General features: G+C 37.7%; 11 protein-coding genes. 3 read left to right on the top strand and 8 right to left on the bottom strand.

Going from position 1 to position 13273, the window contains the following annotated elements; translation table 11 throughout:
- Window positions 1–62 precede the first annotated feature (62 nt).
- The 3 genes from ACQR30_RS10285 to ACQR30_RS10275 all read right to left on the bottom strand — a co-directional run bounded on the left by ACQR30_RS10285 (window position 63) and on the right by ACQR30_RS10275 (window position 3817).
- A complete protein-coding gene (locus ACQR30_RS10285; RefSeq protein ID WP_429734707.1) occupies window positions 63–1439 on the bottom strand; it encodes a hypothetical protein in 1377 nt (458 codons plus the stop codon).
- A 441-nt stretch (window positions 1440–1880) separates the two neighbouring features.
- On the bottom strand, window positions 1881–3518 hold the full coding sequence (locus ACQR30_RS10280) for a S41 family peptidase (RefSeq protein WP_429734705.1): 1638 nt from the start codon (window positions 3516–3518) through the stop codon (window positions 1881–1883).
- 80 nt (window positions 3519–3598) lie between these two features.
- Window positions 3599–3817, bottom strand: a complete 219-nt coding sequence (locus ACQR30_RS10275) for a PspC domain-containing protein (RefSeq protein ID WP_429734703.1) — start codon at window positions 3815–3817, stop codon at window positions 3599–3601.
- A 191-nt stretch (window positions 3818–4008) separates the two neighbouring features.
- On the opposite strand from ACQR30_RS10275, the gene ACQR30_RS10270 reads away from it, so the two are divergent.
- Window positions 4009–6288: an aconitate hydratase gene (locus ACQR30_RS10270; protein ID WP_429734701.1), complete on the top strand. Its 2280-nt coding sequence runs from the start codon at window positions 4009–4011 to the stop codon at window positions 6286–6288.
- Between the two features lie 144 nt (window positions 6289–6432).
- Entirely contained in the window at window positions 6433–6867 is a 435-nt protein-coding gene (locus ACQR30_RS10265; RefSeq protein ID WP_429734699.1) for a hypothetical protein, read from the top strand.
- Between the two features lie 73 nt (window positions 6868–6940).
- Here the strand turns inward: ACQR30_RS10265 and amaB are convergent, their stop codons facing one another.
- The 4 genes from amaB to ACQR30_RS10245 all read right to left on the bottom strand — a co-directional run bounded on the left by amaB (window position 6941) and on the right by ACQR30_RS10245 (window position 11808).
- A complete protein-coding gene (amaB, locus tag ACQR30_RS10260; RefSeq protein WP_429734696.1) occupies window positions 6941–8470 on the bottom strand; it encodes an L-piperidine-6-carboxylate dehydrogenase in 1530 nt (509 codons plus the stop codon).
- A gap of 84 nt (window positions 8471–8554) precedes the next feature.
- Window positions 8555–9439 carry a DUF1338 domain-containing protein gene (locus ACQR30_RS10255; RefSeq protein ID WP_429734693.1) on the bottom strand — a complete coding sequence of 295 codons (885 nt, stop codon included), beginning with the start codon at window positions 9437–9439 and terminating at the stop codon, window positions 8555–8557.
- Between the two features lie 101 nt (window positions 9440–9540).
- A complete protein-coding gene (locus ACQR30_RS10250; protein ID WP_429734691.1) occupies window positions 9541–10611 on the bottom strand; it encodes a saccharopine dehydrogenase family protein in 1071 nt (356 codons plus the stop codon).
- A 219-nt stretch (window positions 10612–10830) separates the two neighbouring features.
- Window positions 10831–11808 (bottom strand): GSCFA domain-containing protein, encoded by a 978-nt coding sequence (locus tag ACQR30_RS10245; RefSeq protein WP_429734689.1) that lies wholly within the window; start codon window positions 11806–11808, stop codon window positions 10831–10833.
- Between the two features lie 169 nt (window positions 11809–11977).
- On the opposite strand from ACQR30_RS10245, the gene ACQR30_RS10240 reads away from it, so the two are divergent.
- Entirely contained in the window at window positions 11978–12292 is a 315-nt protein-coding gene (locus ACQR30_RS10240; protein ID WP_429734687.1) for a hypothetical protein, read from the top strand.
- A 154-nt stretch (window positions 12293–12446) separates the two neighbouring features.
- On the opposite strand, the gene ACQR30_RS10235 is transcribed toward ACQR30_RS10240, so the two are convergent.
- Window positions 12447–13273: toprim domain-containing protein (locus tag ACQR30_RS10235; RefSeq protein ID WP_429734685.1), on the bottom strand; the 827-nt coding region annotated here is incomplete at its 5' end.

The raw sequence follows: 13273 nt of genomic DNA, 5'->3' as shown, positions 1-13273 counted from the left end.
TCCCACTCACCGCGTGTTTGATAGCCAGACCATACGGTGGCATATCTTTGTGTACCCGCCCATCAATCTAAAGAAATAATAAACGGCCGGCTATCGTTACCATAATAAGGCACAATATGACCAACATCAGATACACCGTTCAATCCAAATGAATAGCCTGCCCCGACCCAAGCAACGTCGGTCTTTAATACACGCACACCCGCATCTCTTACTTCTTTAACAATATCCCTTTGCAAAAGAGCGCTCACACCCGGCTTAGGATGTAGATCAGATTGTGTCCAAAGACCAATTTGCACACCGTGCTTCCTCGCGTAATCGCCAAAGGATTTCAGGTTGGCAATATTACTATCTAATGTACTTGTCTGCCCGTAACCAGCACCATATCCATCGTTGGGCAAGATCCAACCCAACGGCATGTCGTTGGTAGCGTACCTGTCAATAACAGCACGCGCAGAAAACTGATAATTATTCTTTTCGCCGTTTAACGACTCTTTTATACCCCCATTATCTTTTTGACTTTCTTTGTAATGCATACCATCCTCAAAAAGAATTCCAGTGGTATCGTGTTTCCAATAATCACGATTATACGCATTTAAATGCCCTTCATAGAAAGCAAATTTCGGCAGCAAAACGGGGTTTCCAGTTAGCTGATAAAAATCCTGCAACAAATTAGCCGCAGCAGTATCTACCATAAAAAATACATCGAAATAATCAGTATTGTGCGAAAGAATTACTTCACCGGCTTTCGTAGCCCCAAAATCATATTTACCTTGCTCAAAAGTATACCACATTATGCCGTAGCCATTAGTTGACCAGAAGAAAGGTGTCGGAGAGGCTACCCCACCATCCGTCCAGCTGTTTTGATTTTCTATAGCAATACTTTTTCCTCTGTGAGAAAAGCGTCCGTTCTGTACGCCGCCACCGTAATAGTATTCTTGTGGGTTTTCTTTTAAAATTAAAGTTACTTTTCCCTTACCAAATTCTATAGGCTTTAAGGTTTCCAAGACCACTTTTTGGGTGACATTATTTATCACTTTAAATAAAGAAGTATTTTTATCTATATCAATAGTTACCCTGCCAGATGCAATCGTCACTCGATCAGCATCATCGTTCACTTTCAGCGAACCAACAATTTTTCTCGGGTTGTTTACCAAAATATCGGCAGGAGGTTTAGATTCCGGTTTACGAATAATACCACCGGAAGTATCTTCGAATGCGCGAAAAATATTTTCACCATAAAAATCTATACTCAACCGTTGATTGTCTGTAAAGATCAATTGAACGGTGGTAGGATTGATCTGTTCCACACCTTTTATTTTGTGTGAGATACCTTCTTTGTCCTGATTGTTTTGCGCACGAACATTTGTAAAAAAGCAAAGCAAAAGCATTGCTAATAACGTTCCTTTAGACAAGAAATAATTTTGTTTTAAACGAGTCATTCTTTGTTTTATAAAATATGAATAGAAAATACAATGACTATTAAGAGTCATAATAGTTGTAAATGTAAAAAAGACGCGAGTTTAAAAGAAGAATTAAGTGCGAAAATACGATGCAACCGTTTGCGTAGATCCGCTTCAGTAAACGATTTACACGCTATTTTGAAAATAAAGCAAATAGTTTGTTGTTGGACAATTTCATTCTAGGCTTAAATGCCAGTACAGGATGCTTCTGTAGTTTCTCATGTAAGTGTATGACCAAAACAAAAATGAGCATTCGATAAAAAGGACCGCTTAGATGATTTCATAAAAAAAGTCGCCGAGGAGAACTAGCTGATCTTGTCTCGTCGGCAACTTATAATCCTTCAAATTTAAGCTAGAAAACTCTGCCAATGCTAATGAATAAACCTTACGACTCTTTTAAATATTAATTTAGACTTTAGTTCAATGTTTGATTCTTGGTCTTCCAATCATTATTCCACCCGATTGATTAATATTACCTATTAGAAGCCTTTTAGGGTTAAAGGTTTGAATTGGATTGATTCTAATTAATCTCTGTTGTTGATTGCTGTAATTGGTTGTAAGGGGTTGATAATTAGGAATAATCTTTTGCATTGCCACAACAAAAGCACTTGTGGAAGTGGTCGAAGATGCAAAATCAGCTGTAACATCATCAAAGCCATTTGCATCAGTTAAAAAGCCATCATAATAGTTGCTAAAGCCATCGGCATTTTCAGTATAGAAGTTGGGGGAATAAATACTGAATTTCCCCAGATGAATTGGGAAAAATCCAACTGGTTTACCATAGGTCCTAACAGTCTTAGCATCGTATTCAGCCTGAGTATTATATACACCTATTAAACTTACATTTAAATATGGCTTCAATGAGTTAATAAGTAATTCACTGGCAGAAGCCGTTTCATCACTCACAATGAAGCAGACATCGCCTAAATCGTCAACGGCTCCTTTTTTATCTACAAAATAAGTATTGTCATCTAATTTAAAGCTATAATCATAATAAGTTCCGCCTGTTGGAGTTACCCCATCATCACCATATATTTCCTGTGCCTTTAATAACGTTGTCAATTGGGAAGTGTATTGGCTCCTGTCTCTGTTTAAATTTGAATTGTAGTGCTCTCTATATAATACTTTTCCCTGATCTTTGGAAGGCGCAATTAGGTTCGCTAAAAGATGAGATGTTGCCACAAATCCCCCGTGATTATATCTTAAATCTATAATCAACTTATTAATACCGGAAGAATCAAATTTATGAAAAGCTTGAAGTAAATATGTGTTAGCACTTACAGAATCTGTAAAAGCCTGCAAAGCTAAATATCCAACCTTATATGACGAGGAAACAATTACTGTGTCTTTTAATATTGGATTCCAATTGTACAACCCCTTTGTTATAGTCGGATACTTTTTGGTAACTCCAGTATATAAATTCTTGGTTACAATACTTAAAGTATCGCCCGTTAGGATATCATTTAATGCATTTTGATCTGCCGTTGAAAAGCCATAAGATTTACCATTCAGACTATCAATCACATCTCCCCTCCTAAGTCCAATTCTTTGAGCCGGAGAACCCGTATTCACATACCAAACAAACCACTCTTCTGTCTGATTATCAACCGGCGAATAATCTGATGCTAAGAATAGCCCCAAGTCGTTACCTTTACTATCATTAATTGTGGTCGAAGATCTTTCAGAAGAATTCCTCGCATAACTCAAGCCTCCCCCATTTAATTCACTTGAAGTATTTATTATATAAGAATATTTAGGATTCTGACTGCCACTAACGTATTCATAATAGTTCCCTGCCGAATCCTTAACATTTTTCACAATTGCAAACAACTCATTACTTAATCCCAATGAATCATTATTATTTAAATATTGTTGAGGATTAAATTGAGTTATGGTCTGAGTTAATTGACTTTCCCATAAATACATTTGTTGGGCATATAAATACATAGAGTCGTATAAGGCAGGAGACCCTGTGGTACTATCATCTGAGGAATTACCGCCACTAACTCCCTTTTTACAGGAAACAGAAAATACAATAGCAACAACAATGGCTGCCATTGAAAAAAATTTTATTGCTTTCGACATCTAAAATAAATTAATTTAAAACATGAAACCAAGACCAGACTACCTACTATTTATCAATACTTCAAAGGATTGCGGCGAGCAAAAAATACATATCTTTTTATGTTCATCCAAAAGGCCAGTATCATATATATAATTAATGGCGATCCCATGGTTATGAAAGAAATATAAATGAACCATAAACGAATGCGAGAACTCGCAATGCCCAATTTATCACCGATGGCAGCACATACGCCAAAAGCACGCCATTCTATAAAATTTCTAAAATTGTTCATCGTTATCAAATTTCGTAAGTAAAGATAGAAAAAATGTGAGAAGTTGTTCTAAGTTGAAGAAAATTTTTGTTTCCCTCTCCTATTTATTAATCTATAAGATGTATCTATTTTATTACAAAAAGCTCTTTATAATGTATCCATAATTAAGTAACTTCGCAGCACTTTTAGCTCACTATTTAAATTTAAATGATATGCCTTTTGATATTGAAATGATTAAGAAAGTGTATGCCGAACTTCCAGAGAAGGTTGCAAAGGCACGTGCTATTACAGGAAAACCTCTAACCCTTGCTGAAAAAGTTCTTTATGCGCACTTACACAGTAACCAAACCGCTACACAATTTAAGCGTGCGACAGATTATGTAGATTTTGCCCCTGACCGCGTTGCAATGCAAGATGCCACGGCCCAAATGGCTTTATTGCAATTTATGCAGGCCGGACGTCCCAAAGTGGCTGTTCCTTCTACCGTACACTGTGATCACTTAATTATTGCGAAAGAAGGTGCCGCAACTGATTTAGCCTTTGCTAAACAAGAGAGCAAAGAAGTTTTTGATTTCTTAGGCTCTGTTTCTAATAAATATGGTATTGGTTTTTGGAAACCAGGCGCAGGCATTATCCACCAAGTAGTTTTAGAAAACTATGCATTTCCCGGTGGAATGATGATTGGCACTGACTCGCACACGGTAAACGCCGGCGGCCTTGGTATGATTGCGATTGGCGTAGGCGGTGCAGATGCTTGCGATGTAATGGCGGGCTTACCGTGGGAATTAAAATGGCCTAAGTTAATTGGTATTAAATTAACGGGTAAACTTAATGGCTGGGCTGCTCCAAAAGACATCATTTTAAAAGTAGCCGGTATCCTTACTGTAAAAGGAGGAACCGGAGCTATTGTTGAATATTTTGGCGAAGGTGCCCAATCCATCAGCTGTACCGGCAAAGGCACTATTTGTAATATGGGAGCTGAGATAGGGGCAACCAACTCCACATTTGGCTACGACGATTCTATGGAAAGGTATTTACGCGCAACAGGTCGCGAAGAAATAGCAGACTTGGCGAACGGCATTAGAGAACACCTTACAGGAGATCAAGAAGTATACGCTAATCCCGAACAATATTTTGATGAAGTAATTGAGATAAATTTATCTGAATTAGAACCTCATTTAAATGGACCTTTCACGCCTGATCTTGCTACCCCCATTTCTAAAATGAAAGAAGTAGCTGATAAAAACGGTTGGCCAGAAAGAGTGGAGGTTGGCCTAATTGGCTCTTGTACCAATTCCTCTTATGAGGATCTGTCACGTGCCGTTTCTTTGGCAAAACAAGTATCTGAAAAAAACTTGAAAGCCAAATCAGAATTCTTAATCAATCCGGGCTCTGAGCAAATTCGTTATACGGTTCATCGTGACGGATTTTTAGATGTATTTGAGAAAATTGGTGCAAAAGTATTGACCAATGCCTGCGGTCCTTGTATCGGCATGTGGGATAGAGTGGGTGCAGAAAAGAAAGAAAAAAATACGATTGTACATTCATTCAATAGAAACTTTGCAAAACGCGCAGATGGCAATCCTAATACGTTTGCATTTGTAGCATCACCCGAATTAGTTACGGCTATTGCCATTGCCGGTGATTTAACCTTCAACCCATTGACAGATTATTTAATTAACGAAAATGGTGAAAAAGTAAAATTAGATCCACCAACAGGAGACGAATTACCTAAAAATGGATTTGCTGTAGAAGATCCAGGTTATCAAGCACCCGCAAAAGACGGCAGCAATATTGGCATCCTTGTAGATCCTGACAGCAAAAGATTACAAATATTATCACCATTTGCTCCTTGGGAAGGCACAGATTTGAAAGGTTTAAAACTTTTGATTAAGGCAAAAGGCAAATGTACTACCGATCATATTTCTATGGCAGGTCCTTGGTTAAAATTCCGCGGACACCTTGATAATATTTCCAACAATATGTTGATTGGCGCTGTTAATTATTTCAATGAAAAGACTGATAACATAAAAAACCAGTTAACCGGTGAATACGGTCCGGTTCCAAACACGCAACGTGCCTATAAAGCGGCAGGTATTGGAACAGTTGTAGTAGGCGATGAAAACTATGGAGAGGGTTCAAGCCGTGAACACGCTGCTATGGAGCCACGCCACTTGGGTGTTAGAGCCGTGTTGGTAAAAAGCTTCGCACGTATTCACGAAACCAATTTAAAAAAACAGGGCATGCTTGGATTGACTTTTAATGATAAAGCCGATTATGATAAAATTCAAGAAGATGACACCATTGATATAGACGGCCTTACTGAGTTTGCACCAGATAAGCAATTAACAATCGTCTTACATCACAAAGATGGTAGTACCGAAAGCTTTAAAGTAAATCATACATACAACGAACAACAAGTTGAATGGTTCAAACACGGCGGTGCGTTGAACATTATCCGTGCTGATTTTGCCGCCAGTTCGGCAAATTAATTTAGTTTCGCCACTATTAACGCGCTATCTTTCAATAGCGCGTTTTTATTTTTATAAATTATTCTTCAATTAAAAATGTTGGTATGTCTTTTGTCATTAATTTTAGTTAATGGATTTTATCATTCATATTAAAAATTAAAAACAATGAAGAAGGTATTTCTTGGAATGGTTTTGCTTTTTTCTTTTATTTTGTTCTCCAGTGTTACAAGTGCACAAGCTGTAACTACATCAACGACTACAACCGCAAAAGCAGCTAAAACGAAAGCTAAAAAAGCTAAAAAAGCGACCATCGCTACGGCAAAAACAACAGAAAAGAAAGCTGAAAAAGCTACTACTGCAAAAAAAGCCGCTAAGCACGAGGCTAAAGCAACAGAAACTGCCGCAAAAACGCAAAGTACTGTAGCGGTAACAAAAGCAAAAACAGTAAAGACTAAAGCGGTCGCAGCAAAAGAAGGCGTAAATAAAAGCGCTGACAAAGCTATCGGAAAGGATGCGAAAGGGCGTACAATTTACCAAGGACCTAAAGGAGGGAAGTACACGCTATCCTCTAACGGCAACAAAGAGTATATTAAACATTAATTACCTTTGTTTTGTTAAATAAAAGGAAGCACTTAGCGGTGCTTCCTTTATATTTTTAATTCGAGATGAAAAGTTAAAAATCAAACTTTATTCCTTGTGCCAATGGTAAATCACTCCCATAATTAATAGTGTTCGTCTGCCGGCGCATGTAAGATTTCCAGGCATCTGAGCCGCTTTCACGCCCCCCACCTGTTTCTTTTTCTCCACCAAAAGCACCACCAATTTCTGCACCTGAAGTGCCTATGTTTACATTGGCAATACCACAGTCAGAACCTCCGTGTGACAAAAATAATTCAGCTTCACGCAAATTTAAAGTCATAATTGCGGAAGACAATCCCTGAGGTACATCATTTTGCATAGCTATTGCGTCTTCTATATTACTATATTTTATCAGATACAAAATAGGCGCAAAGGTTTCTTGATGAACAATCGGAAAATTGTTTTTTACCTCCGCGACACAGGGCTTTACATAACAACCGGATACAAATTTTTCCCCTTCCAGCACACCTCCTTCTATGCAGAATGAACCACCTTCTTTTCTGATTTTTTCGATCGCTTGCAAATAGTTATTTACAGCGTCTTTATCAATCAAAGGCCCCACATGATTAGATGCATCTAAAGGATTTCCTATTTTTAATTGTTGATAGACCTTTTTTAATTTGTTTACAAAATCCTCGTACACATCTTCGTGAATGATTAATCTCCGGGTGCTCGTACAACGCTGTCCTGCAGTACCTACTGCACCAAACACCGCACCAATCAACGACATGTTTAGATCTGCATCTTTCGAAATTATTATGGCATTATTACCCCCTAACTCCAATATACATCTGCCTAAACGCCTAGCTACGGCCACATTTACCGCCTTGCCCATTTGAGTGGACCCGGTGGCTGAAACCAAAGCTAAACGACTGTCTGAAGCCATCCACTCTCCGACTTCTTTATCTCCCTGAATTAAATTGCAAACTCCGGCTAATATATTGTTCTTCTCAAATACCCTTGCAACAATAGCCAAACATGCATGTGCGGCTAAAGGCGTTTTTTCCGAGGGCTTCCATACACAAACATTGCCACAGACCAATGCAATCATTGCATTCCAGCTCCAAACCGCTACGGGGAAATTAAAGGCCGAAATAATCGCTACGACTCCCAATGGATGCCACTGTTCATACATTCTATGATCGGGTCTTTCAGAATGCATCGTCAATCCGTGCAATTGTCGGGACAGACCTACCGCAAAATCACAGATATCAATCATTTCTTGCACTTCACCCATTCCTTCTTGCAAGCTTTTTCCCATTTCATAGGAAACCAATTTCCCCAAATGCTCTTTTTCAACGCGTAAACTTTCGCCTATTTGTCGAACAATATCACCGCGTTTCGGAGCGGGAATTATTCGCCATTGGTGAAATGCTTTCATTGCATTATCAATAATAGCATCGTATTCCGCCCTGACGAGACCAGTGACTTCTGCAACTTTTTTTCCATCCACCGGGGAAAAAGAAGCCATTGTTTTTCCCGATGTTTTGATAAACTGACGTCCATCACATACACCAGCATTTGACTCATTTATAGAAAAACGTTCTAAGATATTTTCTAACATAATTTTGAATTTTGAATGAGGAACTATAATCATTAATTATAAGAGAAGTTCACAGCTCTTCGGTCTTCGGGGCGTCGATTCTTTTCAACTCCCTGTCTGACTCCTATAGGTACTTTCAAATATTTTATCCGCATTGCCCGCCTCAAAACCATCACGACGGTGCTTACGACAAATTTGATCTTTTGGTAAGTCTTTAAATTCGTCCAATACTTTTCTTTCTGCAAACTCCACATAAGATCCTGCTATCTCCGCCTTCTTGTCATCAGCAAAGGTTGCCTCCATCACCTTTGCAACTGTCGAGCTTTGCAACAATTTTCCATCGGGACTTATTTTTATTTTACCGCCGGCAGTATTTAATTTAAATTGATTTTTTTCAAGAAATTCGTCAAATTGCTCCATAGTATTATATCCTTCAGGCAAATTATGCACACTTATGGTAAAGTGATTTAGGTAATAATGGTTAAAAATCACCCAAGCCGCATATTCACTTTCAGCCAACAAACTTTTATAATCTTCTACTGTAGGCGTTTGCCATAAACCACTATGTAAATAATTATCTACCACCTTAACGTCATCTAAATCTAACACAGAGACGGGATCGGCTTTTATAGCATCTGTATATTTATGAATAATATTACGCGTTTTCACACTTAAGTCTTTTACCCGTAATTCACTTGCAAATATGCGGGGGTATCGGTCTTGCGGCGGAGCGTACCACCAAGCGTCCAGTTTTTTTTCTTGGAAATGGTAATAATCTCTTTTCTGATAGCCATAATGCAAAAATATTTTCTCTAAGGATTGAACCCCCAAATGTTCCACACCCATTGTACGGAAAGCGATATGATCGTTTTCAATTTCTGCTTGGTTATCTATAATACCCTCTTTAAGCATAGCATTAATTATAGCACTTACGTCAGGTACACGCTGTTTGTAACGTCGCATCAAACCATCTAATATTTCGTCTAACATTTTGTTTCGATTTTCATTGTTTAAAATTGAAGAGTCAAAAACTTAGGGCTCACACCTAGCGAATAATTACTTCCCGTTTTACTACGTCGCTGGCTTTCAAGCTAAATATAGAATCTTCCAAATTCACTATCCATCAAGTCTTCAAGACGTACATCTTCTTGTTTTATAAAACCTTTATTGGCTAATTTCCCCTTCACTTTTAAATCTATTACCGCACAAGCCGAGCCTGCAGTCGTCAATTGAATCGCGGTAAAATCTCGTCCAAACACATTTTGATTAAATATCTTCTTAGTAAAGACCTTTTCAACAAAACGGCCATTTATCTTTCCGGTAACAGCGATAAAGATTAAAACCAAATCTTGAGCCGAAAAAGGAAGTGCCTCTTCTAATGTATCTTTTAATAACTCTCTCTTATTAGCAAAATTAAGTTCAAATAACAGTACTTTCATTATTGCACAATGTCCTGGGTATCGTGCAGTTTTATAATCCAAGTTTTGCACTTTTCCGTCCAATACTTCGGCTAAAGAAGCCAATCCCCCAGAAGTATTAAAAGCCTCATATTCTACTCCATCCAAAGAAAATTTCTCGTAACCTTCTAAAGGCGCGACTTCTTTTCTTTTACCCCCTACAATAGCGTCACAGGGATTGCAATATTCATTTATCAACCCATTCGTGCTCCAGGTCAAATTATATTTCAAGCTATTGGTAGGATACTGCGGCAAAGCTCCCACACGTAGTTTCACCGTATCTAATTCATCAAATTGCTTGGTTAGGTCATAAGCGGCAATGCTGATAAAGCCAGGTGCTAACCCACATTGCGGCATAAAACTCACTTCCGAACCTTTAGCTATTTCTCTGATTTTATTAGTAGCCGCAACATCCTCAGTTAGATCAAAATAATGTGTTTTTGTTTTTGCCGCTGCGGTTGCAATAGCCACATTTAAGAAATAAGGACAAGCACTCAATACTATTTCATTTTCATTTAAAGCTGCTTCTAAAGCTCTGTTATCATTGACCTCCAAATGAATGGCATTTATGCCGTCCTGTCTACTTTTTTGTAAAGATTCTTTATTGGCATCCGCAATAGTTACGGTATACCTTCCCGAATTATGGAATAAAAATGCCGCCGTTTCTCCAATTTTTCCGCCCCCAATTATGATGATTTTAGTCATTGCTCAATAATATTTTCGTGGTTAAAGTAGATAATACAATGCCGTTCTTTAAAATTTCGTTTAAAGAAAATAATAATAGGATATACAAGCAATATTATGGAACATGGGAGCAGGTGCTCCTAAGAAAAGAGAGAAGAGAGAGTTGTATGTTAAGTAAATAATTCACTATACGAATGTACATAATTATAGTACACTAACAAATGATAGTAATGCTAATTTTTACGACTTGTCGAAATATCGCATTTCTTCGTCAAAATTTATATAGGGATACTGTTTTCTCAACAAAAGTGTTTGCTCGTAATAAGTCGCTAGAAATTTCTTATGTTGTGTTGACGCCGGGTTGAAAGGCACATGATTTTTAGCAATTACAATTTTACGAATCGTTTCCATTAAAGACTTAGTTTGTTTATTCATCATAGTTTCGGAGAATTTCTCCAAAACAAATTGCGTAGCTGCATAATTTGGATGTACCAGGTCTGCATCATAAAAACGATAATCCCGCAAGACATCAATCAACAATTCATAAGATGGGAAATAATGAATCTTGTCAAATTTATTCACAAGATGATGCACTGTTTCTATCAACCGGGCCTTACTGCGATTATTCTCTACAATGCCATCCCGAACATGACGGACAGGGCTAACAGTAAATAACACTTTTATTCGGGGGTTAAATTTGAACAACCGATATAGCATTGCGTCAAAAGCGGTTATTGATTCTTCAATTGTATTGAGATGTTTTTCGAAAGTCTGAGCTGGCGCTTTATGACAATTAGCAACCGCCATTCTGCCCGCTTGCAATTTATACAAAAAAGAAGATCCTAAGGTAACGATAAGCCAGTCGCAATCTTTTAAATATTGATGAGCAGCAGCTTGTGACTGATTTATATTTTGCAGACAAATTTCTTTTTCCGGAGACGAAAATCGGCTATGGTGTGTCCAACTATGCCATGCCTCATTCAAATAAAATAAATCATCCGCTGTATATCTTTTGTTTTCCATATAGGAAATCAAGCTACTGCAAACACTGATAGGATCAAATAAAATACCATTAGGATTTTGCAAAACATTAAATTTTGCTTTGAGTAAATTGCCTCCGATATGCTCAGAAAAACAAGAACCTGTTAACAAAATTTTATCCCGGTATGAAATACCCGGCTCGATGGGTGCTATATTTATGGGAATTTGAAATTGCATTATGTAAAATTAGTGAAACAAAAATCCTTATAAAGCATTTTTCGGCATCTTCTTTGATTTAAGTTTATATATTCCTAATGATAAAAAATAAAATATTAGTATATTTATCATTGATGCGCCTTTTTAAACTAGTACAGAACTAAAATGTCCTTAACTTAAATAAAAAAATATGAAAAAAACAATTTGTGCTTTAACGTTAATTTTCGCACTGAGTCTAGGTCTTAATTCAGTAAAAGCAGCTGATAAACCTAACAATGAAAAAACAGAAATGTCCTCACAACAAAAAGCGGAGTTTGACAGAATTGTGAACCGCGTTGAAGAAATCAAAAACATGGATAAATCAACATTGAGTCGCGCCGATAAAAAGGAATTGCGCAACGAACTAAAAACTATGAAAAAAGAAGCCAGAGCAATGTCTGGTGGCGTTTATCTTTCCGTTGGCGCTATTATTATTATCATCTTATTGTTGATTTTAATTCTTTGATTTTATGTTCTTGAGCTTAAAAAGTCTTTAAGTTTATTGCTCTGAAAAGATTGCTATTGTAAAGCATTTTAGAGAACTATTCTTAGAGCTTAGATAAATTGTCGATAAAAAAAAGTTGCAAAAATTATTTTTGCAACTTTTTTTATTGTCTGCCTTAGATATCTATTCTTGCATAAGTCGCATTTTCTTCAATAAAGGCACGACGTGGCGGCACATCGTCGCCCATCAACATCGCAAAGGTTTCGTCTACCGCAGTCATATTCTCAATAGTAACTTGTTTCAATGTTCTGCGTGCGGGATCCATTGTTGTTTCCCATAATTGATCGGCATTCATTTCACCCAAACCTTTGTACCGCTGAATACCTACACTATCATCTTTTCCGCCACCTATTTTTGCGACTAATTCTTTACGTTGCGCTTCGTTGTACGCATATTCTTGTTCTTTGCCTTTTTTCACTAAATATAATGGTGGTTGTGCTAGATATACATAACCTTGCATCACCAGCTCCTTCATATATCGAAAAATAAAGGTCAATATCAAAGTTGCGATGTGACTTCCATCGACATCGGCATCCGTCATAATAATCAATTTATGGTATCGAAGCTTCGCAAGATTCAGTGCCTTAGGATCTTCTTCTGTGCCGATGGTTACACCCATTGCGGTGAAAATATTGCGAATTTCCTCATTTTCATAAATCTTATGCTCCATCGCTTTTTCAACGTTCAAAATTTTACCACGCAAAGGTAAAATAGCCTGATAGGCCCTATCTCTTCCTTGCTTTGCAGTTCCGCCGGCGGAATCTCCTTCCACCAGATACAGCTCACATTTCTCCGCATCCCGCTCACTACAATCAGCCAGTTTTCCTGGTAAACCGCTTCCGCTTAGTACCGATTTGCGTTGCACCATATCACGGGCTTTTTTAGCCGCCACACGTGCTTGCGCAGCTAAAACAACTTTTTGAATAATGTTTTTTGCGTCCT

Origin of the sequence: Arachidicoccus sp. (assembly GCF_050436765.1) — a bacterium.
In the GTDB taxonomy this organism is placed as follows: Bacteria; Bacteroidota; Bacteroidia; order Chitinophagales; family Chitinophagaceae; genus Arachidicoccus.
This window is presented reverse-complemented; position numbering and strand designations above follow the sequence as displayed.

Bases quoted from the DNA above. Each gene is read 5' to 3' on its own strand.
- ACQR30_RS10285 (WP_429734707.1), bottom strand. From the start codon at position 1,439: ATGACTCGTTTAAAACAAAATTATTTCTTGTCTAAAGGAACGTTATTA.
- ACQR30_RS10280 (WP_429734705.1), bottom strand. From the start codon at position 3,518: ATGGCAGCCATTGTTGTTGCTATTGTATTTTCTGTTTCCTGTAAAAAG.
- ACQR30_RS10275 (WP_429734703.1), bottom strand. From the start codon at position 3,817: ATGAACAATTTTAGAAATTTTATAGAATGGCGTGCTTTTGGCGTATGT.
- ACQR30_RS10270 (WP_429734701.1), top strand. From the start codon at position 4,009: ATGCCTTTTGATATTGAAATGATTAAGAAAGTGTATGCCGAACTTCCA.
- ACQR30_RS10265 (WP_429734699.1), top strand. From the start codon at position 6,433: ATGAAGAAGGTATTTCTTGGAATGGTTTTGCTTTTTTCTTTTATTTTG.
- amaB (WP_429734696.1), bottom strand. From the start codon at position 8,470: ATGTTAGAAAATATCTTAGAACGTTTTTCTATAAATGAGTCAAATGCT.
- ACQR30_RS10255 (WP_429734693.1), bottom strand. From the start codon at position 9,439: ATGTTAGACGAAATATTAGATGGTTTGATGCGACGTTACAAACAGCGT.
- ACQR30_RS10250 (WP_429734691.1), bottom strand. From the start codon at position 10,611: ATGACTAAAATCATCATAATTGGGGGCGGAAAAATTGGAGAAACGGCG.
- ACQR30_RS10245 (WP_429734689.1), bottom strand. From the start codon at position 11,808: ATGCAATTTCAAATTCCCATAAATATAGCACCCATCGAGCCGGGTATT.
- ACQR30_RS10240 (WP_429734687.1), top strand. From the start codon at position 11,978: ATGAAAAAAACAATTTGTGCTTTAACGTTAATTTTCGCACTGAGTCTA.